Raw genomic sequence first — 24,646 nt, 5'->3', positions numbered from 1 at the left:
CCGGAACCGCGGTGAAGTGCGGATCGATCGCTCCGCCTGATGCCTAGCCTCTGCCATGTCTAGCGCCTCCAGCGCCGATGAACTCACCGCCGCGATACGGCGCGGCGGCCCCGGTGAAGCCGCGGTCGTCGCTTTCCTCGGCAGCCGACCACGCGAGCCGCTCCAGCGCCCTGACCATGCCGAGCGCGATCAGCAGGCCCTCGATGGCCGCACCGGCTACAAGGCCGCAAAAGGCAAGGAAGATTAGGCTGAACCGGTCGAGCGGCACGATGGCGACCGGCGACCCCGGCAAGGTCGACGCCGCCGGCAGCAACGCTGCGATCGACACGACGACGACCGGCCAGAGCAGGACCCTCGTGACGGTCATGCCCGCCGACCAGCTGCGTTCCCCCGATAGGCCCTGCATCGCCTAAACCCCCGCGCCTCAGTGGCTTCCGATGTGCTGCAGCGCCGCCGCCGCGGCACCGCGCAAGATTTCGCGCGAGACGTCGTCGTCGGCCGCCTCGATCCTGAGATCGCAAATGCGCCGCACCAGGGAGGCGCCCTCGCTGCCGTTCAGGCCGAGCATGGTCGACCACCAGTGCTGCGCCGGAAGGGGCGCCGGCGTTGCCTCGAAGCCAGGCTCCTGTCGTCCATGGCCGAGGATTGCCCGCCAGTTCATTTCCCGCGGGATTTCGACGACGGTCGTTCGCTTGTTGTCGTGACCACGCGAAACATGGACGACCAGGTCGATCGTGCGTACGAGATAGGGGATGATCGCCTCGGCATCGCGGCCGGTGGCGAGCTCGTAGTTTCGCCGCCAAGCTTCGAGGCCTTCCATGCCGCTGTTTGCGTGGGCGGTGAGCGTCAGGCCCTTGTGCCCGGTGTTGAGCACGCGGTACATGGCGGCGGCGTTGTGAATCGACAGCTCGCCGCAGAACAACTGGTCCGGCCTCAACCGCAGGACGGAATCGAGGACGATCTCGTAGGTCAGCTCGCTGTCGGAGGCCCAGCGCGACAGCAGGATATGGACATAGTTCCGGAGATCCGGCGGGATATCGATCTCCTCGACGTCCTCGAGGATGATCGGCCTCAGATGGCGCGGAAAGAACTCCTTGATGATCAGGTTCATCAGCGTCGTCTTGCCGGCGCCTGTGCCGCCGAGGATCATGATGGTGGCCCCATGACGCATTGCGCTGCCGATCCGGGCGATATCCGCTTCGCTGAGCCCGAAGGAGGCGAGATCGCGCTTCTTTCGGCGCTTGACCCGGATCGCGATCGCGACCCCGGTCGTCACGTTCGCCCCGGTCATGACTTGAAGACGATGGCCGCCGGGCAGGGAGCAGCCGAGGACCGGCCGCCTCGCGGTGAACCGGCGTTCCGTGAGCTGCCCCATGCCGACCGCGAAAGCCTCTATCCAGTCGCGGGTGATCTCCGGCGCCTTCACCGGTCTCCAGCCGGCGCTGCCGTTGTCGGCCTCGGTCTCGACGAGCAGCACGCCAGGCTCGTTGATGACGATCTCGATTACCCGATCTGCCCGATCGTTGAGGTGCGGCAGAAGCGGCCTGGCAAGCGCCTCGAATAGCGCATGGCGTTCCGCCAGGACCCGCTCGTTGCTGGCGATCGGGTTCATTACGGTACCGACCGCGGCACGGCAGCCGGCGTCTGTGGGCCAGCTGGGTTGATCGCGCGGCCCGGGCCCACAGGGGCCGGTTGTGCGGGCCCGGTGCGTGGTTCTCTGCCGGCAACCGGTACCGGCGTAAGTTCGAGTGGACTATCCTCGTCGAGCTCGTCAATCCGGCGCAGCCACAGATCCTCCATCGGCGTCACGATGATCTTGGTTCCCTGAGGAATCTGGATGATTGGGCGGATCTTCAGCTTCTCCCTCGCGATCTCGTTGATCGTCTGGCCGAGGTTCTGACTGACGGAATTGGCTGCGGCAACCTTGGCGGCCGATGTGGTGTCCTGCTGGACCACGCCCATCCCGGGATAGCCGTAGAGCGTGGATTGCTGCTGGGAGAGTGTGGCGAAGCCCTGCACAAGGCCAGTCACCACGGAGGTGGTGAGCGCCAGGCCGAGCCGCTCCCAGGTCCGGTCATCGACATCGCCCGGCGTTCCGGCCCGGCCCATCATGTCGGCATTCGGATCCTTGATGACGATCTGCACGCCGTCCGGGCGAATGACACGTTCCCACTGAATCGGAAGCCTGGTCTCGCCCTGCGCCTGCAGGGGCTGATAGCGGCCCACAAGGCGCGACCCGCCGGGAATCACCACCAGCCGTCCGCTGCGGCCATAGACGTTCCTGCCGACGACGGCAGTCGCCCGGCCGCCGATCTGGCTGTCGATCGCTCCTTCCAGTGTCGCCTCGATGAACGCGTCCCCGGTGATGACGCGTTCGCGGTCGACCGGCAGCGAAGAAAGCCGTTTCGGGGTTCCGGCACCGTAGTCCACGCTGCTTGCGCTGGACCGCGCCCCGGCATCACGACGCATGATCGCGTCCTGATTAGTGATCCACCGGGCATTATCCGCATTTCGACCGCTGAGCGCCGCGCCGGCACGGCGATCGCGTTCGACCTTCATCGCCTGGATCGGGTCGGCAGGCGCCTGGTCGAGCGCTGGCGGCTGGCCCGTCGCGGCCGGAGCCGGGGCCATGATCGTCGGCGGCACCGGCGCCGGGGGAGGGTCGGCGACGGTGGCGGCCAGCGCGACCTGGACCGCCAGCGACGGATCGCCCTGGACCGGGAGCACGATCCCGCCGTTGGCCCGGCCCGCGACGTCGGCGCGGAGCTCGATCGTCGCGCTGCATCTAGCACCGGCATTGAGCCGGTCGCGGCAGTCGTGCTGTCCCAGCGTGAAAAACCCTACTTCTCCGACCAGCCTTGGCGGCCCGCCGAGCATGACGACCTCATCGCCGACATTCTCGAAATCGATGACAGCCCGCCGCGCGGCGTTGAGCGAGGTCGCGAAGTCGACCGCCGCCGGCCGGGCTTCGATCCGCCCGGGCCGCTTCGGCGGCTGGTCGACCAGGGTGTCCTTCTCCAGCCGCGGCGCGAGCGGCGCGGGCGGTTGCTCCGGCGGCTTCCTTGTGAAGACGACGATGCCCAGCACCGCGGTCGCGACCAGCAGCAGGCCCAGCGCGACCCATTTGAGCGCGGTCTTCGCCCCGCCACCCGCGTCGTCGCTCAAGGCGCGAACCTCGGCGTTCCCCTGCCGAGATCCGTGTCGACGACTGCGGCGCGCGAGGCCACGCCCGGGCGCGCATCACGGATGCATACGACCTTCGCTCCCGATTTCAGCGTAATGTCCCCGACGGCTTCCACCACGAGGACTTGGCCGCGATCGCCGGTCGTTCGCGTGTTGACGGGCATGTCGACATCGTCGACCACCAGGAAGGCGGCGGGAATGGAAATCCGATCGCCGCGCTCGCCGAAGTCGAGCATCGTCCAGACGCCGTCCGAGAAGACGCGGTCGGGCGCGATCTCTCTGGATGCATCGTCGCGCACCCAGATCGAGAATCCATCCCAGCGATACCGCGAGGGATCGGTCGGCACGCGGCGGGCAAAGTCGGCCGCGGCCTCCGCGCCGGACCGCCGAGAGCCTCCCGCGCCGCCCCTGCAGACCCCGGGAGCCTCGACCTCGACGCGGAGGTCCGGAAGCTGGGCATCCTGAAAGTCGACCGAGAGGAGGTAGAAATCGTACACGGTTCCGCTGGCCGTCACGATCGTCATGTTCGAATCGACGCCGACATATTCCGGCGCCACGGTCACCCGGTTCGACCAGGGCTGAGCCACGCGAAAGGCGTTGCTATCGCCGACGACGACATCGTCGATGCGTTCGCAGCCCGGGAGCATGACGGTGGTCGTCATGTACCTGCGGGCGCGAATCTTGATCGGTGCATCGCGCTCGTAGCCGACCCGCTTCACCCCGGGTCCGACCTGTCCGGGTGCCGCGACCGGCGTCGCCCAGGCACGCTGGATCATGTCGAGCGAAGCGGTCGGGTCGTCCCGAAGCTGCGCCGGCTGGGTGGCTCCCGCCCTCGGATCAGCGCCACCCGGCAATGCGATCGGCGCCGCCTGGGCACCGGTGCGATCGAGCCTGCGCGGACTGCCCTGGAGATCGTTCAGCACCGAGCCAGGCGGCGGCGCTGCGGCCGTGCCTGGCGCCGCCGCTGGCGGCGTCGCGCGCGCCGGCTGCCCACCACCCGCCGGCGCGACGCCGGTGATCGGCGCGGCGCCGGGCGAACGCGGCCCGCCGAAGTCGGGTGGTAGAGGCTGCGCGCGCCCGGTGCCGGCGTCCAGCCCGACCAAGGCAAAGGCGGCGGCAAGGACCGCGGCAGCGAGCCGTCTCGCCGAGTTTCCGCACCTCATAGCTGGTTCCGCACGTAGTGAGTGACAGTGAAGCCCCACGGGTTGGTGAGGTCGAGGTCCTGCAGGTCGACCTGGTTGAGCGAGGCCTGAACGAACGTGATCCTCAGGCTCGCCCGCCAGCTTTCGCGTTTGAGTTCTCGGCCTTGCTGGTCGTACTGGACGGTGACGAAATCGACGAGCCAGAAGTCGGGGCCCTGTTCCGTCACCGATGCAGGGTCCGCGATCGTGCGGCGTTGGATTTTCCGCTGCCGCGCCTCCTGCATCGCCTCCTCGGCCTGCTCCCGATAGGAACGGATAACCTCAGGTGTGGAGCGCCGCGCGATCCAGTCGACGATGCGCGCCTGTTGGGCCCCGTCGGGCTGCAGCTCGTTCCTTTTTTCCACCCACTCGCGCACCCAGTAGCGGGTCATGACCTTCAGCGCGGTCGACCTCTCGGTGAGCGCTTCCACGGCGATGACCTGCTCCGACTTCGGGTGCACGCTGAGCATCAACGGAATCACCTGCCGGAGCGGCACGAGTTCGTGGATGATCGAGGCCTGGAGCAGGTTGAGGCAGAACGAGAGGCCGGCAATCACCGCGAATACCTTCGCCGCCCAGATGCCGGCCCTGTCCGACGGCCCGACTTTCAGGCGCCTAGGGAACGTCCGTTCGACGGGCAAAACCTCGTCCTCGATCGCGACGGCCTGGGCCTGCTGACGGCTGCCCCCGATCCGATGCGCCAGGTTCTCGAAGATCGTCATGCTCTCACCCGACCGTCTCGATCATGCGCGCGCGCCAATCGGCCGGCTCGGGCTCCTGTTCGATCTCGAAGCAGGCGAGCTTCGAGCCTGGCGCAATCTGGGAGACCCTGCGACAGGGGCTGGCGCGGTAGTCGTCGCGGTCCCGCCCGACGCCCAGCGGGGTCTCGTACTTGCTGCCGCACGCGGCGAGCGTCAGCGAGGACACCGCCACGACGACAGAGGCGAGCGTGCGCGCCATCTTCACGGTGTTCCCCATCACGGCGTCCCCTGGTTGAGCCACGGCAACCCCTGGATCGTCGTGGTGGTCTGCGGGACAGCGTTGGCGCCGGCCTGCGCGCCGGTCACCGGCCGGTTGGCCAGCACTTCGGCCGCGCGCACGCGAAGCCCCGCCGCGACCAGCACCCGGATGCCCGCCAGCTCTTCATAAAGAGCCGTCATGCTGCCGTTCAGGACCGCCATCTGCTGGCGCAACTCGGTCGCCGACAGCGCTGCCTTCTGCATCGATTCGACCCGCTGGGAGGCGCCGGATGCTGCGGCCAGGCCATGAGCCGCGAGGCCGATAGCGTCGAGCGCCGCTTCCTCGAGCTCGCGGGAGCGCCGGACCTGGATCTGCGTCAGGGCAACGGGCGTGCTCTGCACCGATGGCCGCTGCAACTGCGTCCGCATGAACCCGATCGCGCTCGGGGCCGTTGTGAACACGTTCGTCGGCGCCCGCGCGCCGTAGTAGGCGAAGGACGGTGTCGATACCTTCGCCCAGGTGGCAGACTGCCCGACCGAACGCTGCATCATGTCGTAGCCGGCGGAGAGGCCGGCTGCCACTAACGGATCTTTGGGGTCGATACCGATCTGCTCGAGCCCCTCTCCAATCGCATACTTCGCCACCTGGGTGCCGAGCTGGGTTCCAACTTGCCAGAGAGCACCGGGCATCGAGCCGAATGTCATGCCGCCACTGGGAAACTGCGACGGTACCCCGCCGAACACGCCGTTCAGCCCGGTTTGCAGGAACATTTTGTCCATGCCCGCCTGTGCTGCCATGTTGAGCAGCGGCCCCGGGAGGCCAGTTGCTTGAGCCAGCTTGCCGACGCCATACTGGATCACCTGCTGAACGGCCGTCTGCGCCAGGGCTTGCGCAACCTGCTGCACGTTCTGCTGGAAGTTCGACGGGTCGAAGACCGTCAGAGCGTGGGCTTCGAACGAGCTGACAAAGGGCGTGACAAAGGCGATAGCGGTTACCGCGGCGAGACGATGTTCCCGGGTCATCTGCTTCCCCCATCCCGAAACCTGGCTGCCCAATCGATGTAGTCGCGCAAGCCGCTGCCATCGGCCTGGATCAGCCGCGCGGCTTGTTGGCGGTGATCGACACCGCTGCGGAACACGGCCGCATAGTCGCCGAGCGCGCGGGTCGAGAAATCAAGCAGCATCGATTCGACCGGCTCGTCTTCGCCGCCGCTGCGGATCACCAGCGCCGGCCAGTCGAGCCACCTGGCCTGAGGCGACTCCCCGCGCACGGCCATCCACTGGCGGGAATTCAGGTTGTAGGCCTCATAGGCCCGGCGCTCCGCCGTACGATCGGGAAAGATCACCTTGGTCGGCATCGCCTGCCGCATCGTCATGGCGAACGCCTGGTCGATCTGGTCGACCGCCGTGGGATCCTGAAACATCGCGATCACGGAAATGCCGCTCTTGCGGCCCCAATCCAGCAGCATCCCCTGGAAATGCTTGCGGAAGACCGGATGCATCAGCATCTGCCGCGCTTCGTCAATGATCACGATGATCTTGCAGCCTTCGGCCGCCTGCATGGCCGCGATGCAATGGAAAAGATCCATGCAGATCGGCGCGGCCAGTACCTCGTCTTCGAGGACCGTCGTCATGTCGAAGACGGTGACCCGCGTCTTCCCCAGCGGCACATTGTCGACCCCGGCGTTGAACACCGAGCCATGTTGCTTCGGGTCGATCCACTTCTGAAACCCCGCCTCGGTCGAGCGGCTTTGGCGGAGCATCGGCCACAAGGCGGTGAAGGTCCGATGCTCCTTCGGTAAATCCACGAGGGTCCGGAGCGCATGGCCGATCGCGGTCTCGGCCTCGTTGTCGGTTTCGTCCGTATTGCACATCAGCCGGATCATCCGCCGGATGTGCTCCAGATTGGCCTGGGTGAGGTCTCGCTGAAGCGGCTGGAGCGACGCACTGGTCGTCCCGGGGTAGTCTTTCTGCAGGCTTGCATAGGTCGCCTCGGGCCCAAGGGAACGGGCCCAGGTGTAGCAACCGAAGCGGCGATCCATCACCACGACCTTGACGTTTTCGTGCCGCGCGATCGCTCCGGTCGCCAGCAGGCACATTCCGGTGGTCTTGCCCGAGCCCGGCTTGCCGATAGCCATGAGATGGCTCAGCGCCTCGGCGTCTTCGGAGATGTGCAGCTGCGCCTGGTAGGGCGTTCCCGCTTCGGTGGGGAGGAGCAACAAGGGGCCGTTCCCGAATGCGCTGCGCCCCATTCCCCTCGGCCAGGCTTCGAACGCGACGAACTCGGCAATATTGTGGGTCACCAGCAGCGACTGCCGATAGCGGTCGTCGTAGGTCGGGAACTGGGCGAAGTAGTAAGGAACGGCGAGGTCCCTCTCGATCACCGGGTTCACCGAGAACTCCATGAAGACCTTGCGAACCGCGTTCGCGGTGGCCATGGCCTCGCCGGGCGAATTGCCCAGTGCCAGTACCGCCAGCTCATAGGGCACCAGCGACGAGCGCAGGGCCGAGCCAGGCGATACGGCCTCCTTCACGGCCTCGTATTGCTGCTCGATAGAACGGCTGAAACGGGCGCTTGCCGCGAGCTGCTCCTTTTTAGAGAGGACCACGTCGGCTTCGGTGGCATCGAGAACCCTGAACCGGTGGCAGACGGCCAGCTCCACCTGTAGGCTCAGCAGCCTGCCGACGAGTTCCTCGGCCGACTCCGCCCCCCATCGCGCGACGGTGACGAAATACCCGAATTTTTCCGAGCCGGGGCCCGAGGAGAACTGCAGCAATCCGTCCCGGTCGTCGATTTCGACGGGACCGCCTACCAACGCGGCTGCCGCGGTCGGATCCCCTTCAGGCAATCGTGCGACAGGTCCTGCTGTTGCCGGATTCACGATGCGGGCCCACCAGCTTAATAGATCCGAGATCCGCTCCCTGGTCTGGATGATCTCGCGCGGACGGAATGGTTCGAGCTGGCCGAGAGTCAGGTCGATCGCCTCTTCGAGCCGCCGGCGTGCACCTTCTGACCCGCCGCGGACGCTGAGGACGATCGTATGGTCGGTCTCGTATGCCTCGGCGAATCTCTCCTCGAACCGGGCGATCAGCATCGAGCTGACCCGTCCGTCGTCGGCGACGTCGAGGTCGCGCTGACGCTTCTGCCGGCGGCTGAAGACGCGGACCTCGACCGATTTGCCCGCCAGACCGTCAACCCAGTTGCGTCGCCTGGCATAAAGACCGCGGATTTCCTCTGACGATCTGCCGCTCACCGGCGTGCCCTCGACTTTGATCGTGGCTGCCAGCGAGCCGTCAGTGCAGCGCAGCAGCCGCCCGCCCTGAAGGATCTCGGCGAACGGCAGGTGGTCTGCCAGGCTTACCGGCGTAGGGTCGTCCAAGAGCAGCCGGGACAGCCCGGGGACCCCCAACACCAATGCGGTGCTCGCGGCCAGGGCGCCCATCGCCAGGCTGAATGCGATGCGGCCAACCGAAGCTTCCTGCGCCAGAGCGCTGGCGATCTCGGAGGCGAAATCGGTCATCGTGCGGCTCCCATGGCAGTCAGATCATCCGGATCCGGCCTGGCCCGGCTCGGACCAGCTTCGATTTCGGCGCGCGACGGGAGGTGAATGGGCGGGCTGTCAGCCAGCGAGCCAATTTCACGTCCCAATAGAAGGGGTCCTGCCGGTACCGATAGCCGGCGTAAATCACGACCACGGCAGCGACGCCGAAGAAACCCAGCGGGGAGAAGCCCAACTTCGGGGCGCTGCCGTCGATCAGTCGCCATAGCGCGCCGACCAGCAGCGGCAGGGTGCCGACGAGGAGGCCGATCACCCAGCCAACCGCCCACAGCAGCAGCGGGCAGTAGAGAAGGTGATCCGGGTAGCAGACCGCGGGCATGATCGGAGCCCGCGACTTCTGCACGAAATCCTCAGGGGCGGACATCGTCGCGCGCCGCCTCAGGAGGTGAAGAACCCTTGGATCCAGGGGATCGCCTGGGGCAGCGCTGCGATGAAGACCAGGCCCCCGAGGATGGTCCACATCCAGCCGCTGTTCCATTTCTTCGTGGCGATCGCGACCAGCACCAGCACCGTTGCGCCGATCACGGCGCCGATGCTGACCAGGTTGGCGAGGCTGGTGACAGTGTTGTTGCCCAGCTTCTCGACGCCGGCGAACGGCGATGTGCCGCTGGCGGCGAAAGCCTGCTCCCCGGCCGCGAAGACCATGGTGATGGCGGCCCCGAGAGCACGCTGCGTACTGCCCTCGACCAACTTCTTCAGCTTCGACCTCAACATTTGGATCCCTTCCTGCGTCATTGATCCGAACCCCGCCGCGCGGGATCGATCGACAAGGAGCGACCATGGAAAAATCGACGAACCGCCGAATTCCCCACGTCCCCCACCTGCATCCCGACCTTGCGCCGCATCGAGCGGACATCGAGATCGGGCTCGACGAACTCCTGATGAATCCCGTCGCCTACGACCAGCTGATGCTGCAGGTCCGCCGGCTCAACGCCCTGGCGGGTTTCGCGGGGCGAAGACTGACCAAGGTCTCCCTTACCGCCCAGGGGGACTCGAAGCTGAAGCAGCTGCAGGAAATGCATAAAGGCGACCGACCTTCTCACCGGGTTCACGAAGTCCTCGGAGCGGCTCTTCTGGCCGTGCGCGGAAACAACCTCTGTGGAACCTATGCCGCTCGGCGACCGCTCGAAATCGACCAGCCCACAGAGGACGCCGCCGAGTAGGGGCAGGCCGCTCCGAGGCTAAGACGCCCGGGCAATGGTGATTGTTGGACCGGCTTCAAAAAAAACTCTCACCGCGCGGGGAACCCCGGGGCCGGCCCCATTTCTCCGGCCCAGACCACAGGAAGAGCCCTTTTTCACCGATCCCTGTCCCGTGAACCCCTCGGGCCCGGGCGCCGGTCGAAGTCGGCGGCCCATGCCCCCCGCCTGGCGGCCAGCGCCGCGATCGCCTCCGAGAAACCGTGGACCCCGACCAATCCGGATCTCGGGCCGGTCAGTTCCTGCCCGGGCGAGGCGAGCAACGACAGCACCCTGTCTTCCTCCAGCCGCGCGGATTCGATCCGGCGCCTCAGGGCTGCCAACTCCACGCCGCCAAGCGCCCCTGCACGTGCTTTCGCGAAGGCCGCGGCCTCCAGCTCGAGCACCTGAGCTCGACGCGCTTCCGCTTCGGCGCCCTCGCGTAATACCGTTTCCTGCTGCAGCCTCGCGGCGATCGCCCATCGTTCGAGCGAGCCGTCCCACCAGGGTAGCAGGGACAGCGGCGGCACAGACGCCGTACCGCCCATAAGGGCACGTTCCCGATCGGTTCCGCCGAGAAACGCCCCGACATACGAACCGACCAGGTCCCCAGGCGTGTCCGGCCGCAGGCTATACGCGATCGCATGAGTCAGCCGCTCCGCCGCCTCGGCAGCATTCGATCGCGATGGCACAGGGCTGCCGCCCAGTCCGTCATCACCCCGGTCGGCGGCGGAGATTCCCAGCCGGCGGGCGGCCAACGCAACCTCCTCCGTCATTCGCTGAAGCGACACCCGAGTGTCGACATCGAGCCAATCCAAGGCAAACCGATAGGCCTCCTGGCCTGCGGCCAACCGCGCCACATCCTCCCGGCGCCGGACGATGCGATCCCGGTCCCTCGCTAGCCCGATCTCGATGTCCGCAACACGCCCGACACCCTCCCGGATCTCGGCCTCGGCCGCGCGCGCTTCGTCGAGGATGGCGGTGAGCCTTGCCACGCGGCGCCTCTCGTGCGGTCGCTCGCGCCCGGCGGCAATCTCCAACTCGCCGCGGGCCCAGGCCTGCCGGTTACGCGCCCTCGATGTCGCGATCTCCGTTTTGGTCTCCCAGGTTGCTGCCCCTTCCCTCAGCCCCTGCCGCCGTGACACATAGTCCGCAACGGCCTCGGCCAGGCTTCCGCCAGCCATCGCGACAGCCCGGCCGTGGTCCGCCGCTCGCTCGGCCACCGCATTGCGGTCTATCAGGGGCGACCGTAAGGGCAGCAACTCGCGTTCCGGCCTTGTCAGATATCCCATGCCGCGACGTGCGGTCGCCAACCCGTCGGCGACGACCCGCTCGACCTGCTCGACTTCGCACCTCAACGTCCGCTCTTCGTTCCAGCGACGATATTCGATCTCGCGGGTCATGTTGCGGATACCGGCCATTGTCGGCACCCCGGCACGTTCGAGGGCGGTGCGCCATGATCCCAGATGTTCGGAGGGGCGTTTCTCGACCCCCATTGCCCTGTACGACCTGGGATCATAGAACCTGGCGGGTAGGCCATGCTCTGGGGCGGTCACACGCACCAACGACCGATTGGCGGCTTCGGCCCACGACGAGCGCAACAGCTTCACCCAGTCCGCACCCTGCAGGGAGCGGTCCTTCTCGCGCTCGAACACCCACCCAAGATCCCGGCGGCGGACGGCTTTTGCCTCGGCGGCCGCACCTGCCCACAACTCGCGAAGCGCGCGGCGAGTGGTGACGGCACCGCCAGCCTTCGCGATCAACAGCGCGTCCCGGACCTCGCCACGGAACACCACCCCAAGCGATCCGCTCCGCCGCGAGCAGAGAGCCGCGCCCAAGGGGGACAGCTGGTCGTCCATCTCCCTCATCGTGCTCCGCTTCCGAACACCCGCCGCAACGAGTTCCGCCACCTCGGCCCAGTCGGCCGCGCGGTCCCCAGCCGGCGACGTGCGGGCGCCCGGTGCCGGCCGGGCGAGAACCCGACGATCGGAGTACACGAGATGAGCATGCAGGTTTCGGCGATCGCCGTTCTTGTCGGGGCGGTGAACAGCGACATGGAACGGCACGCCGCGGCGGGCGAACAGCGCCACGAACTCCTCGAGTGCCCGGCGCACCTCATTCGGGTGACCCAGCAACTCGTGCGGTATCTCGAAGGTGACCCGGGCCTGGACGCGGCCCCCCTGCTTCTCCGCCTCCTCGCGCGCCTCCCAGAAGGCGAACTGCTCGTCCTCGGTCCTTCCGAGCGAGCCAAAGGCCAGCGGCCCATCCTCGTCGGTCATTACCTCTTCACGTCGCGCCGGATCGTCCGCGCGGTTCACATACTGCTGGTATCGGACCGCGGATCCGGCAGTTCCTCGGCCCCGCCCGCCGGCGCTCCATTGCCGTACAGCCGCCTGGCCACGCCACCCGAGGCGGCGCGCCTCCTCCCGACCGCAGCGGTCTTTCGGGACCCACCAGCACCCGGCCCGCCGATCGAATCCCCCTCCCAGCTGCTCGACGCTTTCCTTTTGGCCTCTCGGCGGCATCACATAAAGACGCTCGGGATGCTGGCGGGCCGCGTCAGCGAGCTTGACCTGCCTTCCAGCCTTCCCCTTTCCCGCATGCGAGATATGCATATAGAACGGCACGCCGCCTGCGTCCGACCGCCCGCGGCTCGAACTGACCTGGGGGATTTTGTAGGCCCCCCGCGACATGCTCGCGTAGCGTCCGGTGAGAAGGTACTTCTCGGACTGTCCTTCCTCGTCGACGAGCCTCCCGGCTCGCTTGAACCAGTCCTCTTCCACTGTCCTGCCGCTCTGCACCATCCGACCGCCTCGCGCCGTTTCTCCTCTCCGGACGCACCAGACAGCGGGAAAATCGCAACGCGGCTGAAAAAATCCGCATGCGGATGAGTAATTGCGCGTCACCGGAAAATTTGGATTTATTTCTGCGATTCTTGCTCCGATTTTTGCCGAACGATCCCCCTATCTTGGCCGGATTCGGGCGAACAGATCGGCGAGTAACGCCTAGCGCGCAGCCTGGTGGCGAGCTGGTTCCCAGAAAAATTTTCAGAGTCTTTCGACAATCGCCAAGGCCCCTGCGTCCTCGCTTCAGCTGGTGAAGCCGGGAGCGACGAAGATGATGAGCGAGGATGCAGGCCTCGAAACCGCGACGACAAAGCGAAGGGCATATCGCCGACGGCACCGGCCAGAAGGCCTGGGGGCGCGACTTCCGGCCAGCGCGCGCGACATGCTCGAGCTTCTCCGCGGCCGCATCGAGGAGGAAGAGCATGGCGGGGCGGCGCCCGTCGCACGTGAAGTCACCGCCACGTTGGTAGAGCTCGGAAACCACATTGGGGTGCATCACGAAACCCTCCGCTATGCGCAGGGGCTTCTTGCTCGCGCTGGGTATCTAGAGGTTAGGGAAGTCGTCGCTCCTACCAGCGGCACCAAGGGAAAGCCCCGCGTGTTCGGCTACAGGGTGACCAGCCACGGATGGTCATACCAGCGGGGTGTCCAGACGCGGGTCAGCGCAGATCAGGCGGTGGCATCGTGACGGGCCGCACCGGCGAAAACCTCCGTCCCGGGGGGCGGACGAACACCGGCGGAGGCGCGACACCCAAGCCAAACCCCGCGCAAGGCGGGGCAGGGGCTGGCGGGGCCGGGGCGGGGTCACAAAACGCGGCCCCGGCCCCGGGTGATCCCGCTCCCGGGGCGGATGCGCGCCCGCGTTGGACGGATGGCCTCGATCCGCGCTTCGATCCCGCGCCATCAGACAACATCGAGCGCCAGCTCTACAACACCCGGACCACGCTCCTCGATCTCGACGCCCGTATCAACGGCCTGTTGGGCGAACGGCGGGACGTCACTTCCAAGGCAAGGGAGGTCGAGCGGAAGGTCACCGACCGTCGCCGCAAGAAGACGCTCGAATCGGTCGAGGTCGTACTGGCCCAGCTGGACCTGGCGCCGAGCCAGTTCCTCGCGATCGCCGCCAAGGATCCGAGAGCCCTCGAACGGATGAAACGGGCGATGTTCGATCCAACCGAGGAATCGGAGGCTGCGGAATGACCGGCCAGCCTCTGATTCCTTGGATGATCCTGACAGGTTTGTGCTTATGGGGCGGCCTGTTCCTGCCGGTGAGCGAGTCCGCCGGCCAATCCGGACCCTATACGGGATCACCGGGGGATCCCGCCGCGGCCTATAGCGGTGGCGACACCCCGGGCCCGGGCAACCCAGGCCCCTACGCGGTGGACCCTGGCGACAGGCGCTATGCCGGATGCCTCGACGTCATCGAATTCGACCGCAACGTGGCGATGCCGCAGTTTCGGCTACGGACTGCGGGGCAGTACATGCAATCGCGAACAGTCTGGATCGGCGGCTGCCAGCCCGACCTTGCCACGCAGTGGCCGATCGTCCTCGAGAAGTCATGTCCCTGGGCCGTCCAGCCGTTCGAAGGCATTGCGGTCGAGGCAATGCGGCAGACATACCAGCGCGGGAATGGCGGGGCCAAGGTACCGGTCTCCGGCTGCATGCCACGGCCGGGTTCGCGGACGGCGCAGCTCGTGTACGTGTTCGATGGATGCCCGTTCCTCCACGCCTTCGACCTGGGGATCAGCTACGGCGAGATCAGGTCGCTCTATTTTGTCGATGGAAGCTGGTTCGAGGCCGAACGCTGCGCCCTCCGCGATCGCGAGCATGTCGGCGAGATCCCGGCCGACATGATGGTCCAGCTGCCGCCCACCTGGCGGCAGCCGGTCTATTTCGCGAGCATGTTCCCCCACAAGGTCTTCGAGTGCGAACCCCTTCGGTTGCCTCGAGGGCATGTGGTGCGGCGGTACGAGACGGCCGTCGACGTGCAGGGGAGCAACGGGCAAACCAGGCGGATCGTCATCGTCCCCTGTCAACCGTCGGAAAAGCTCGACGGCAACGTGTCGAAGCTGCGCGAGGGCTGCGACGACGTCTGGTTTCACGACCTGACGACCGGGGTCTCATTTGCGGGGACACGCTTCGTCGTCGGGGGTGGGGGAAATGGGGGCGACCAGGACCGTACCGATGCCGAGACCACAGAGTGCTATCGCGATGTCGAGGTCACCTTTCCCCATGCCGAGCAGGTCGCGTCATTCGAGGATGAGAGCGCGATCGCCGCGACCTGGCCCTGGTATCGCATGGTGATGGACCGTCCGGGGAATCCCCTCGAGATTGCCCCGCCGAGAAGAGCATCGCTGCCGTTGCCGTGGATCGAGACTGAGCGGCGCGAGGTCGAGACGGGACAGGTTGAGATCGCCGACTGCGCCCGGTTCTACCGCAGGTCGGCCGAGGTCACTTTTCTTAAACCAGTCGCCTTCCACCCGAACCGCGAGGGGGCCGATCAGTTCGACTGGGCGACGACGGTGATCGGCGCTTACGCGCCTCTGTCCTACCGGGTCTCCTCGAACTGCCCGGGGGGGCCGGCGGAATGAGCGGCGACAGACAGTCCCCCCGGAAAGACGCAGGTCGTGCGACGGGACAGGGCAAGCGGCTGCCCGTGCCGGTGAAGGTCGTCTACCACGTCGTGCTGTGGTGCTGCCTCATCGCAGCCGCCTCCTTTGCCCTCGATCTCGTTTCCTCCTCGGGCCCGCGCCCGCAGGTCGAAGCGATCGCGGGCCGAGGCGCAGAGGTAGCGGCCAGCCTGGCAAACGGCCACCAGCTGTTCGAGCGAATCCTGGTCGCGATCCAGGTATCGCTGGTGTGCAGTCTGGTCGCCCTCTTCTTTGCAGCCGCTGTGTACTACCGGCTGATCAAGCTTCCGCGTGCGCACCGTGCCATCGCCGGCATCGTCGAGCGGATGAAGCGCTGGACGTCGCCGCCGCCCACGGCCAGGGCCGATACGACCGACCGAGCCCCCGAAGGCTCCGAACACCAAGGCGAAGGAGACCGGACATGAGACCTCGATTCCCGTGGCCGGGCACGGTCCTCTGGCTTCGCGTCGCCGGCGCGATCGCCTCGGGCGCCGCGGCCTCGATGTATCCGACGGCCGCCTCGGCATCCTCGGCCCAGTGCACCGCTGCCGCCATCTCGGCGGGCGGGGTCTACGATTGCTGGCTCTGCAGCGCTTTCGAATATCTCGCCTATCTGAGCGCGGCCTACGGGCAAAAGGTGTATTCGGCGATGGCCGTCGACGCCGCGAATGCGCTTGGCATCCTTGCGCTGGTGTCGGGCCACATCTGGGTCATCAAGATCATCTTGCTGCCCGGCGAATCCCGGGCCGCGCTTGAGGAGCTGCTGAAGCGAGCCGGCTGGCTAGTCGCGGCCGCGCTGCTCCTGTCGGCCGACGGCGTGGTCATTTCTTTCGAATATATCTTCGGCGCGATGCAGCAGGCCGCCGGCGACATCGGTACCGCGATCATGGCCTACGCCAGCTCGATCGGCGGAGCACCGTCGCTGGCGAGCGTCGTTGGCAGCGGCGCGCCGGCCGGATTGGCCCTGACGGCGGACCAGGCGGCGATGGGCGGCACGATCGCCGCCGCCTACACGGGGATCTGGGCCCAGGTCGAGCACACCCTTACCCCTCTCGTCTGCTTCTCGATGAGTCAGGTCTCCGAGGCGGGAGTTTCGCTGGCGATCATCCCTCGGGCGATCATGTACGGGCTGCTCCTTCTACCCTACATATTCGTCATGGGCGTGTTTGCGGCCCTGCTGCTGCAGTCCCAGTTCTACTTCACGGCGATCTCGGCCGTCACGCCGGTCCTGGTCCTCTTCCTGGTATTCGACAAGACGAGGGGAATGTTCGGCCAGGCATTGAAGGTCCTGCTGACGGGCTCCTTCACGATCGTCTTCTGCGCGGTCGCCATGGGGTTTACCGGCATGGTGATCGCTGTGGCGATCCAGGAACTGGTGGGGATCGCCGCGTCAGCCGGAAGTACCTCCGCCATAGAGATCGGCTCCGCATCTTCGTTCTGGGACGCCACCGGCGCACCTCCGCCGGCGGTGGTGATGTCCAACCCGCAGGAGCCCTATATGAGCATGGCCTATCTCAAGACCCTCATGATCGGGTTCATCTCGATCCTGTTGCACCTGGCGGCGCCGCGAATTGCGGCCAACATTGGTGGCGCGACGGACTCCGCGATGAGCGCGGCCGCAGTCGTGGGCGTCGGCCAGCTGGGCGCGTCGAGGGGGATCATGGCGTCGAAGGGCCTGATACTCGGCCGCGATCCCAACCAGATCGGTGGACTGGCCGGCGCCGTCATCGGCGGCGCGGCGTCCGGCGCTCGCCGCGGCGGCGAGCTCCTGGGATCGCTGAACCCATTCACGCGCAGGCTGAAGGAAGCGGAAGAATGACCATCCCGAAGCGACGCCAGCGCGCCTGGCGGGATCTGGGCGTGCTGGTCCTGGCGGCCCTCGCCCTGTTCGCCCAGATGGGTTGCACCCGGAGCCTCAACGACATGACCGCCCAGCTCGGCATGAGTCCGGCACCGGCGACAAGCGCGCCACCGGTGCCGGACGTGCTGCCCAGCCCACAGGAAGAGAAACCGGAAACCGACGAGCTTTGGCACGCGAAGGCGGGAGACTGGCTGGTGACCGTCGTCGCGCGGTGGGCCCGCGACGCCGGCTGGCCGCGGCCGATCAACGACTCCGACTGGGATTGGCCGATCGAGACGGGCGCGACGTTTCAAGGGTCATTGCAGCAGGCGCTCACCCATCTCGCGCGTGGGATCCTGGCCAAGCCCGCGCCGGAGATCAATATCTATACGTGGAACCGCTCGATTGTGATCACGTCGTCGGACGGCCGCAAACGGACCAGCGGCGGCCAGCAGTCGCCGAATTCGGCTCGGGCTTCGCCTTAGCCAGGCTACCGTATGCCAAGGAATCAGGGCTTTCGACGCACTGGCGCCGAGGACAATGCGCTCTCACGTGAATGAGGCCGGTTCGCCATTGGCGACCGGCGTCATTGCTTTCACCTGCGGCAGAGCCCTTCAGCGGATCGCTGCGGTCAGCTTCCCGGCTTCTCGATCACGACGATCGGCCAGGCCCGCGTCTCGGCCGCCTCGGCCGGCATCCGCGATCCGAAGGAGACCTCCACTCGGCCTCGCATCTCGGCGGTGGCCTGTTGCTGGTCGACCTGCACGGTGTCCACCTCGACATTGAGGTCGACGATCTCGACGGATTCCGCGGCGGCTAGGTAGATGGCGGCATCGCCGGCCGACAGTTCGGCGATAGAGCTTTGCGGAGCCAGTCGGCCAGCCGATTCCACCATCGCGGCTCGCACGGCCTCCAGCGGGAAATCCGAGGTCGACATCACGGCCGGGCGATCGCCGACGCCCTCCGGGGGCCGGCCGGGCCGGCTCGTATCGGAATGGCTGCGGAGGGCGGTCACCTGCGCCCTGTCGTCCCTCGCCATGATCGTCTGCATCTCCGTCCGAACCCTCCATGCGCCGTTCACTTCGAAGGACCTTCGCATAGGCCTTCATTATGCTGGACGGACCACGCCTCGTGAACGTCGCGATGGGGAAAAAAAACAGGTTTCACTACAATTTAGACGGTAGAAATTTGCACTTCTACCCCCAAATCCGCGCATTCCCGAATTTTTTAGATGGAGCGAAAAGCGGCCGTTACGCAATTGGGCCGCGCCGGGGTAGCGAACCGTAAATTAGATATCAGTCGGACTCTACGAGATCGCGCAGGGACAGTATGCCCATCTTGGCCAGAACCTGGCGCGCGTGTCGCCTCGTGACATGGACAGTCGAGCGGATGCTCGACTCCGTGCGGTCAAGCAGCGCGGCCGCCTCCATCGAGGAGAGCTCGTGAAAATGAATCAGGACGAGGACCTGGCGGCGCTGTGGCGGCAGGCTCGCGAGTACGGCATCGGCTGAGTCCGCGATCGCCACGTCTCTCTCGTGGTCGCGCCAGAGGGCGAGGGCGCTTTCCCGGATGGCCGGGCTTTCAGAGTAAACCTCGTCGTTATCGTCGACATGGTCGATGACGAGGAGCTCCGGCTTCGATCGCCGAAGCCGGTCGATGCTGAGGTTCTTTGCGATCTTGAAGATCCAGCTTACGACCGGCTTGGCCCGCTGGTCGAGCTTGTCCAGGTAGCTTCCAGGTCTGGTCCAGACGCGCTCCCAGGTCTCCTGGACGATGTCCTGGACATACATCTGCTGGCGACGATGAAGTATCTTGCCGACGAATTGCTCAAGGTGCCCAGAATACACCCGGGTCAGGCCGACGAGCGCCTTTTGCGCCGCCGCGAGGGAGTTCGGCTGATCCTTTGCCGCGATCAGCCGGACCGCTTCGAGGTCGGCCTTCGCCTGCTCGGCCGTTTGGGTGATCCGCCACTTCAGATCGACGGATGCGCTGCTGGGCGAGCCCCCGCGGTTCTCCGGCAGGCGCGCTGCAGGAGCTGGGGTGCCGCTCTTGGGGCGTCCGTACTCTGCTGTCGTCCGTACCTGGTATGGTTGCTGCGCAGCCCGTTCGGCCATATCCCCACTCGCGTCAATACCACCCTGCGCTGCGCCACTTTGTAGTGTCGCCTGTGCGAACGTACAACTGCATTTACAAATAGGTCAACCGCCGTCGGCAGTTCTACCGCTGAAAATATGCGACATAATCAGCAATTAGCGCAAAATTGCAGATAACTTAGGTAAAGATCAGACCACAGTCCAATCCAGCACCATCGCTTCATGGACAACTAAATGATGTCGCACGCGAGGACGAATGTCGTGCGGTACTGCGGCCGCAAGTGCTCCGGAGCGTCCTGGGCCTTTGCAAAAAATTTTCTGGAATCCGATCAACTTTTGACTCCGTTCGCGCGTCTTAGCCGGCGTCGGGAGATCGGAGGGGTTGATGTTTACGCGCCGAATGACCTGTTACGCGGCCGCCGCGCTGAGCGCTACCGCGATCCTTGCCTTCACTGGCCGGGCAGATGCCGCCGGCGTAGTTCGTCCCTATGCCGAAGATGCTCCTCCGGGCATGGCCCTGCCTGGCGCGGGAGTGGGGAAAGCGCCCGCGGTGCTGCCAGCGCCGTTGGCACCGGTGCGGTCGGAACCTGCCTCGGGGCCGCAGCCGGCCACGCCGCGGCCGGCTGCTGTGTCTCCGGCAGCCGAACCGGCGACGCCTGTGGCCCCGGCATCGAGCGGGTCGGCGATTTCCGTGGCGCCGCCTGCGCCTGTTATTCCGGTGAACGCCGAGGTTACGGTAAAGCCGCTCGCGCCGCCCGCCGCACCGGCAATGCCTCCGATGGTTACCGCACAGCCACCGGCTCCTGTCTCGCCCCTCCCCCCGACAGCCAACGAGACCGGAGCCAACGGCCCGCGCCAGCAGCCCCCAGCTGCTGGCGCGGGCGAACCATCCCGGCGAGCGGAGCGCCCGGCAAAACCCACTGCCAGTGCGGGGCGCCTGGCCAAGCCTTCAGCTTCCAAGAGGGTGGCCGACGCGAAGCCGGTCGCCCAGGCCGAGCAGCGCCGCGCCGCGGCCCCCGCCGGCCGGATCATCGGTCCAGCGCCGGCAAGGTCGGTTCCGTCCTACTGCCGCCGATATGCCTGTTCCCTGCGTGCGGACGGTTCGCTTGCCTTCGCCGAGGAGTCGCGCGATCCGATGCTTCCCGGTGCCGTCAGGGCGGCGGGCGTCCCGTCCGTCCAGGCCTCGGCGCCCGCCAGCCCGGAGGTTCAGCCGCCGGTGGCTCACGACAAGTCGGCTTCGATCGTCGACGGGCACCGTTCGGCAGATGGTGCGGTGTCCGCGACGGATCTGGCCGATCTCGTCGAGACCGGCATCGCAGCTCACCGTGCCGATCGCAACGCCCAGGACACCGCGACCCGCGGCCCGCGCAATGTCCTGCCGGGCGATGCCGCCACGACGCGCGTGGCTGCCACGGCAGCTGCATCACCGCCGCAGCAAGCGGCGCCATCGGGCTCGGCCCGCTCACCAGCCGACCAGGCACCGGCCGACCAGGTCACCGCGTTCATCCCCTTCGCCGTGAACTCGGCAGCACCTGCGCCGACCAAGATTGCCGAGATCCTGGCGATCATCGGTGATCATCCGGGCTCGAGCCTGCTCATCAGCGGTTACGGCGCGGTCGGGCGGCTCGCGCAAAACCGCGCGGTCGCCGTGCGGGACAGCCTGATCGAGAAGGGGGTGTCCCGAAACCGGCTCGTCCTGACCGGAACCGGGACCGACGCCGAAGGTGTGGTCGTGCAGCTCGACCTGAGGCGACCGCCTTCCCCGGGATTACCTTCCCCCACGTCCAAGGCGAAGCCCGGCGGCAACAGACGCACCGCCTGACGTCGCTCCCCGCTGTGAGCGGCCGAGAAAACCGTCTGTTGCGCTTCGCCCCGATCACCGTCGGCGTGGCAGCCGCCTCTTGCTGGCTGTTCATCGCATGCTGGATGTTCGGCGAAGTCCAGCGCCGGCTGTTCGGGTTCGATCCGTTTTCGGCGCGCGACTGGACGTTCCTCGGACGCATCCTCTCCGCGGGCTCGATCGGATGGAGCTTCCGCGCGCTTGTCGCCTGGCCGCTGAGCTGGGCGGCTGGCGGCATCGCCAGCGCTGCGGGCGCCTGGATCTGGTACCGAATGGGTAGCGCCGTGCTGCTGGAGCAGCGCGAGAAATGGACCGACAGTGCTGATGGTCCTCAGATCGCGGAGACGGCGAAGACCGGAGCGCCTGCCGCAACGGTTCCTGCGGCGCCAGCTGCTGCAGCGCCGCCGGTGCCGGCGGCCGCGCTTTCGGTACCGGCCCTACGGCTTCAAGTCGAAGCGCCCCTGCCGCCGGCGCCGGTTCCCGGCGCCCGGCCCGAGCCGTTCCTCGACACCGCTGCGATGAGGCCGGGTGCGAACGGCGGTGAAGGGGACCGTGCCGACGCTCCCCAGCTGGTCGACCCGACCGCCGCGGCGCATCCTCCGGCGGCTCCGGAAGTCGACCAGTCAGGCGCTCCGGTCCGCGGAGGCCCTGATGTCGTCGAGGATGCAGGCGACCATGACGACTTGCGCCAGGCCGTACTGGAACTGAGGGGGGAGATCGAGGATCGCCGGGCCCAGCTGGCCGACGCGGAAGGTGAGAACGATCGGGAGACGGCTGATTTCCTCGCGGAGAAGTTGGCCGACCTTGAACGAGAACTCGAGGATTTCGAGGCGCAGCTCGCCGGCGGTCGCCGCGAATCCGATGGGGTTGACTCGGTAGCCATCGCCGCCGCTGGGTCCCTCAAGGAGGAGGCTCTTATGGAGGAGGACGTTCTGGCGAGCGGGATCGAGGCCCTTGCCATGGCGGCGTATGGCGACGCCGAAGGGGCAGAGCCAGAGGCCGACGACGGGCTCGACATTGCGGAGCCCGGATCGGCCTGGCATGCGGCCGCCAATGCCGCCGTGCTTTCCTACTGCACCCCGGGCCAGGTCGAACTCCTGCGCCGATGGCCTATCCCGGGACCCGATGCGGGGTTCTCACAGTTTGTCGATCTTCTGGCCGTAACCGAGGCCGGAATTCTCGCGATCGTCGGCTGGGACCGTCCCTCGACGTCGCATGCCGCCGGCGCCGACGAAGAAGCCTGGCTCGACGGGGACGGAAAGCCATGGTTGTCCGGCGCCGCCCGCTCGGTGCTCGCCTGGTCGCGCCTTCGCGACGGCGTTCCCGGTCTGCTCCTGGGTCTGTCCGACGACCTGGACGCGATGATCCGCTCCGGCCGGGCCGACGGGTTCATTCGCGTGCTGTTGCTGGCCACGCGCGGGCTGCCGGCAACATTCGATCGCATCGAGCTCGACAGGAGATCGATTGCGACGGTGCAGCTGCACGAACGCCTATCGGTCGGCCCGGGGCGACCGCTCGGCGGGCTCGTCGAAGAAGTGTATTTCCGCCTGCTGAACCATCGCGGTTGAGGAGCGCAGCAGTGCACGTCGGCGCCGCAAGGGGATGTTGAAGGACCGCAGGGCAGGCGCTCCATCGCGCGCGCCGATGCGCGGGCCCGAAGGGATTCCAACAAACTTCGTACACACCGCCTCTGATTTCGGCGGTTCAGGCTTGCCGAGGGCAGGATGCCTTCGGCAGGGCGACCGTCTGGGCGCAGGGCCGCCCGGATGGCTTTCACAGGACACGAAACCTAAGGAAGGGAGGATCGCCTGAACGCAGCAAAACGCCGCCGAGATCGGCGGTAGGGGGCTCTCGGTCCAGGTGTCGGCGCCTGCAAGCGCTTCCATCACCGAGCGTGCCGGAGATCGGATCCTCCAAGGTGATCCGACCCTAAGGCCAGCTTCCCAGAAAATCAAGACTGCGAGCGTGTTCACGCCACGGGATGCTGTTGATCGCAATCAGCATCCCGTGGCGTGCTGCGAGCGGGATGCTGCGTGCCGGCGGTCCCCGGGAACGGGGATATGAGCGGCTACGACTGGACACATGCGCGCGGATTCGATGACAAGTTCGACGAGGAGCTTGCACGGTTCGCAGACGAACTCGCGTCCGCTGCCCAGCCGGCGGCCGGCAGTCGGAAGGTCACGGCCATCCATAATCCCCCGGCTCAGCAATCGGAGCGAGGGCAGGGGAAGGGGCGGCATAGAGCTCCGCCCGACCGGGCCCGCCGGGCCCGTCCGGGGCGCCCGGCCGGCTTGGGGCCAAGGCTGACGCCGGCGGCCTGGGATCTGCTCAGGGTGCTCGCCCAGCTCGCCAACGACGGCGAGGTCGCGCCCACGAAAGCCGAGCTCAGCACCAGGATCGGTCGTCACATGGACACCGTCAGACGAGCGCTGCGCCACCTCGAAGCAGAGGACTTCATCGACACTCAGCACCGGGCGGGCCCACGCCCCGACTGCGATCGGCCCTCGATCTACCGGATCCTGCCGCTCGGCTGGGCGTGGCTCGGCCGAGGCGATCGCATGAGCCCAACTGCCACAGGAGCCGCAGTCGAGACCGCGGCGGGGAGGGCTGGCGCGGTGAAGCGGGCGATGCCCCCCCGTAGCGAAAATATGCGGCACCCTTCGGAGTCAGAATCAGATTCTGTAGAGGTGAAAATGAGCGCGCCCGGCCGGGACGCCGACGGCGTCCCTGGCGCGCCCGCTTCGCTCAGCCTTGCGGAGCCCCCGACCCGCGCCGCGGACAGCCCTGAACTGCCAGAGACATCGTCACCGATTCATGTTGCTCGGCAGGCGCCGAGGGGCGGAGCCTCCAGCGGCTCGAAGGCACCCACCGATAGGCCCCGCCAGGGCCGCCGCATGAGCGGGGAGGGTGCTGCTATGCAGGGCCTGGCAGCCCGCGCCGTCGCCGCGTTATCGGCACGTGGCGCCTTCCTGGGCCGATTTGCGGGCCCTCTGGTCAGTCCGTGGAGCGCGCTTGCCTATCTTCGCCGGACCGAGCTGAGCAAGTTCAACGGCGCCGCCTGGTCGAGGGCCGTCGAAACCCATGGGGAGACATGCTGTCTGCTCGCGGCCGCGCTCGTCATGCTGCGCGCGAGGTCGGCCGACGGACGGGAGATCGACGCGCGGAGCAGGGCGAGCTACCTCGGCGGAATTCTGCGTGTCGAGAACCCCAATCCGGCTGCCAGCTTGCGCTTCATCCTGGGGGAGCCGGCGGACCGCAGGCTAGGGCGAGTCCAGGCTCGCCCCCCGCGGCAAGACCAGGCAGGAAGGGCTAATGGCGTTCTGCAATAGGTGAAAT

General features: G+C 67.0%; 22 protein-coding genes. 9 read left to right on the top strand and 13 right to left on the bottom strand.

The window, feature by feature from the left end; genetic code table 11:
* Positions 1-43: 43 nt before the first annotated feature.
* From KAY22_RS02335 to KAY22_RS02290, 10 genes are read right to left on the bottom strand one after another with little or no spacing between them, the layout of a single operon-like run.
* The gene (locus KAY22_RS02335) at positions 44-367 is read right to left on the bottom strand and encodes a hypothetical protein (protein ID WP_296619527.1); all 324 of its coding nucleotides are present in this window, start codon (positions 365-367) and stop codon (positions 44-46) included.
* Between the two features lie 57 nt (positions 368-424).
* Complete coding sequence (locus KAY22_RS02330; protein WP_296619525.1) at positions 425-1,612, bottom strand: ATPase, T2SS/T4P/T4SS family; 1,188 nt, start codon at positions 1,610-1,612, stop codon at positions 425-427.
* A complete protein-coding gene (locus tag KAY22_RS02325; protein ID WP_296619523.1) occupies positions 1,612-3,165 on the bottom strand; it encodes a TrbI/VirB10 family protein in 1,554 nt (517 codons plus the stop codon). Before KAY22_RS02325 ends, KAY22_RS02330 begins: the two co-directional genes overlap by 1 nt.
* Positions 3,162-4,346, bottom strand: a complete 1,185-nt coding sequence (locus KAY22_RS02320) for a TrbG/VirB9 family P-type conjugative transfer protein (protein WP_296619520.1) — start codon at positions 4,344-4,346, stop codon at positions 3,162-3,164. Before KAY22_RS02320 ends, KAY22_RS02325 begins: the two co-directional genes overlap by 4 nt.
* A complete protein-coding gene (locus KAY22_RS02315) occupies positions 4,343-5,086 on the bottom strand; it encodes a VirB8/TrbF family protein (protein ID WP_296619516.1) in 744 nt (247 codons plus the stop codon). The genes KAY22_RS02320 and KAY22_RS02315 overlap by 4 nt, the downstream gene beginning before the upstream one ends.
* Before the next feature lie 4 nt (positions 5,087-5,090).
* Complete coding sequence (locus KAY22_RS02310; RefSeq protein WP_296619514.1) at positions 5,091-5,342, bottom strand: hypothetical protein; 252 nt, start codon at positions 5,340-5,342, stop codon at positions 5,091-5,093.
* Positions 5,342-6,346 (bottom strand): hypothetical protein, encoded by a 1,005-nt coding sequence (locus KAY22_RS02305; RefSeq protein WP_296619513.1) that lies wholly within the window; start codon positions 6,344-6,346, stop codon positions 5,342-5,344. Before KAY22_RS02305 ends, KAY22_RS02310 begins: the two co-directional genes overlap by 1 nt.
* Positions 6,343-8,844, bottom strand: coding sequence for a hypothetical protein (locus KAY22_RS02300; protein WP_296619511.1), 2,502 nt, complete (start codon positions 8,842-8,844; stop codon positions 6,343-6,345). Before KAY22_RS02300 ends, KAY22_RS02305 begins: the two co-directional genes overlap by 4 nt.
* A 19-nt stretch (positions 8,845-8,863) precedes the next feature.
* On the bottom strand, positions 8,864-9,247 hold the full coding sequence (locus tag KAY22_RS02295) for a hypothetical protein (protein WP_296619509.1): 384 nt from the start codon (positions 9,245-9,247) through the stop codon (positions 8,864-8,866).
* Positions 9,248-9,261: 14 nt separating this feature from the next.
* A complete protein-coding gene (locus KAY22_RS02290; protein ID WP_296619507.1) occupies positions 9,262-9,597 on the bottom strand; it encodes a hypothetical protein in 336 nt (111 codons plus the stop codon).
* A gap of 65 nt (positions 9,598-9,662) precedes the next feature.
* On the opposite strand from KAY22_RS02290, the gene KAY22_RS02285 reads away from it, so the two are divergent.
* Positions 9,663-10,046, top strand: a complete 384-nt coding sequence (locus tag KAY22_RS02285) for a hypothetical protein (RefSeq protein ID WP_296619505.1) — start codon at positions 9,663-9,665, stop codon at positions 10,044-10,046.
* Positions 10,047-10,180: 134 nt separating this feature from the next.
* Here the strand turns inward: KAY22_RS02285 and KAY22_RS02280 are convergent, their stop codons facing one another.
* A complete protein-coding gene (locus KAY22_RS02280; protein ID WP_296619502.1) occupies positions 10,181-12,865 on the bottom strand; it encodes a MobA/MobL family protein in 2,685 nt (894 codons plus the stop codon).
* A gap of 313 nt (positions 12,866-13,178) precedes the next feature.
* Between KAY22_RS02280 and KAY22_RS02275 the strand changes: the two genes are divergently transcribed.
* The 6 genes from KAY22_RS02275 to KAY22_RS02250 all read left to right on the top strand — a co-directional run bounded on the left by KAY22_RS02275 (position 13,179) and on the right by KAY22_RS02250 (position 17,862).
* Positions 13,179-13,595 carry a hypothetical protein gene (locus KAY22_RS02275; RefSeq protein ID WP_296619500.1) on the top strand — a complete coding sequence of 139 codons (417 nt, stop codon included), beginning with the start codon at positions 13,179-13,181 and terminating at the stop codon, positions 13,593-13,595.
* Positions 13,592-14,107: a hypothetical protein gene (locus tag KAY22_RS02270; protein WP_296619498.1), complete on the top strand. Its 516-nt coding sequence runs from the start codon at positions 13,592-13,594 to the stop codon at positions 14,105-14,107. Before KAY22_RS02275 ends, KAY22_RS02270 begins: the two co-directional genes overlap by 4 nt.
* A 23-nt stretch (positions 14,108-14,130) precedes the next feature.
* Complete coding sequence (locus KAY22_RS02265) at positions 14,131-15,498, top strand: hypothetical protein (protein ID WP_296619495.1); 1,368 nt, start codon at positions 14,131-14,133, stop codon at positions 15,496-15,498.
* A complete protein-coding gene (locus tag KAY22_RS02260; RefSeq protein WP_296619493.1) occupies positions 15,495-15,962 on the top strand; it encodes a hypothetical protein in 468 nt (155 codons plus the stop codon). Before KAY22_RS02265 ends, KAY22_RS02260 begins: the two co-directional genes overlap by 4 nt.
* Before the next feature lie 77 nt (positions 15,963-16,039).
* A complete protein-coding gene (locus KAY22_RS02255; RefSeq protein ID WP_296619491.1) occupies positions 16,040-17,356 on the top strand; it encodes a type IV secretion system protein in 1,317 nt (438 codons plus the stop codon).
* The gene (locus KAY22_RS02250) at positions 17,353-17,862 is read left to right on the top strand and encodes a TcpQ domain-containing protein (RefSeq protein WP_296619489.1); all 510 of its coding nucleotides are present in this window, start codon (positions 17,353-17,355) and stop codon (positions 17,860-17,862) included. The genes KAY22_RS02255 and KAY22_RS02250 overlap by 4 nt, the downstream gene beginning before the upstream one ends.
* A gap of 146 nt (positions 17,863-18,008) precedes the next feature.
* Here KAY22_RS02250 and KAY22_RS02245 read toward each other — a convergent pair whose 3' ends face one another.
* Positions 18,009-18,416: a hypothetical protein gene (locus KAY22_RS02245; protein ID WP_296619487.1), complete on the bottom strand. Its 408-nt coding sequence runs from the start codon at positions 18,414-18,416 to the stop codon at positions 18,009-18,011.
* 256 nt (positions 18,417-18,672) lie between these two features.
* A complete protein-coding gene (locus tag KAY22_RS02240) occupies positions 18,673-19,491 on the bottom strand; it encodes an RNA polymerase sigma factor (protein ID WP_296619484.1) in 819 nt (272 codons plus the stop codon).
* 943 nt (positions 19,492-20,434) lie between these two features.
* Here KAY22_RS02240 and KAY22_RS02235 point away from each other — a divergent pair.
* Complete coding sequence (locus tag KAY22_RS02235; RefSeq protein WP_296619482.1) at positions 20,435-21,292, top strand: hypothetical protein; 858 nt, start codon at positions 20,435-20,437, stop codon at positions 21,290-21,292.
* A 14-nt stretch (positions 21,293-21,306) separates the two neighbouring features.
* Positions 21,307-22,878: a hypothetical protein gene (locus KAY22_RS02230; RefSeq protein ID WP_296619481.1), complete on the top strand. Its 1,572-nt coding sequence runs from the start codon at positions 21,307-21,309 to the stop codon at positions 22,876-22,878.
* Positions 22,879-24,646: the final 1,768 nt, after the last annotated feature.

Origin of the sequence: Rhizorhabdus sp. (assembly GCF_018006725.1) — a bacterium.
GTDB lineage: Bacteria > Pseudomonadota > Alphaproteobacteria > Sphingomonadales > Sphingomonadaceae > Rhizorhabdus.
The sequence above is the reverse complement of the archived record's forward strand: the minus strand, read 5'-3'. Positions and strand labels throughout refer to the sequence as shown.

Bases quoted from the DNA above. Each gene is read 5' to 3' on its own strand.
- KAY22_RS02335 (WP_296619527.1), bottom strand. From the start codon at position 367: ATGACCGTCACGAGGGTCCTGCTCTGGCCGGTCGTCGTCGTGTCGATC.
- KAY22_RS02330 (WP_296619525.1), bottom strand. From the start codon at position 1,612: ATGAACCCGATCGCCAGCAACGAGCGGGTCCTGGCGGAACGCCATGCG.
- KAY22_RS02320 (WP_296619520.1), bottom strand. From the start codon at position 4,346: ATGAGGTGCGGAAACTCGGCGAGACGGCTCGCTGCCGCGGTCCTTGCC.
- KAY22_RS02315 (WP_296619516.1), bottom strand. From the start codon at position 5,086: ATGACGATCTTCGAGAACCTGGCGCATCGGATCGGGGGCAGCCGTCAG.
- KAY22_RS02310 (WP_296619514.1), bottom strand. From the start codon at position 5,342: ATGGGGAACACCGTGAAGATGGCGCGCACGCTCGCCTCTGTCGTCGTG.
- KAY22_RS02305 (WP_296619513.1), bottom strand. From the start codon at position 6,346: ATGACCCGGGAACATCGTCTCGCCGCGGTAACCGCTATCGCCTTTGTC.
- KAY22_RS02300 (WP_296619511.1), bottom strand. From the start codon at position 8,844: ATGACCGATTTCGCCTCCGAGATCGCCAGCGCTCTGGCGCAGGAAGCT.
- KAY22_RS02295 (WP_296619509.1), bottom strand. From the start codon at position 9,247: ATGTCCGCCCCTGAGGATTTCGTGCAGAAGTCGCGGGCTCCGATCATG.
- KAY22_RS02290 (WP_296619507.1), bottom strand. From the start codon at position 9,597: ATGTTGAGGTCGAAGCTGAAGAAGTTGGTCGAGGGCAGTACGCAGCGT.
- KAY22_RS02285 (WP_296619505.1), top strand. From the start codon at position 9,663: ATGGAAAAATCGACGAACCGCCGAATTCCCCACGTCCCCCACCTGCAT.
- KAY22_RS02280 (WP_296619502.1), bottom strand. From the start codon at position 12,865: ATGGTGCAGAGCGGCAGGACAGTGGAAGAGGACTGGTTCAAGCGAGCC.
- KAY22_RS02275 (WP_296619500.1), top strand. From the start codon at position 13,179: ATGATGAGCGAGGATGCAGGCCTCGAAACCGCGACGACAAAGCGAAGG.
- KAY22_RS02265 (WP_296619495.1), top strand. From the start codon at position 14,131: ATGATCCTGACAGGTTTGTGCTTATGGGGCGGCCTGTTCCTGCCGGTG.
- KAY22_RS02260 (WP_296619493.1), top strand. From the start codon at position 15,495: ATGAGCGGCGACAGACAGTCCCCCCGGAAAGACGCAGGTCGTGCGACG.
- KAY22_RS02255 (WP_296619491.1), top strand. From the start codon at position 16,040: ATGTATCCGACGGCCGCCTCGGCATCCTCGGCCCAGTGCACCGCTGCC.
- KAY22_RS02250 (WP_296619489.1), top strand. From the start codon at position 17,353: ATGACCATCCCGAAGCGACGCCAGCGCGCCTGGCGGGATCTGGGCGTG.
- KAY22_RS02245 (WP_296619487.1), bottom strand. From the start codon at position 18,416: ATGGCGAGGGACGACAGGGCGCAGGTGACCGCCCTCCGCAGCCATTCC.
- KAY22_RS02240 (WP_296619484.1), bottom strand. From the start codon at position 19,491: ATGGCCGAACGGGCTGCGCAGCAACCATACCAGGTACGGACGACAGCA.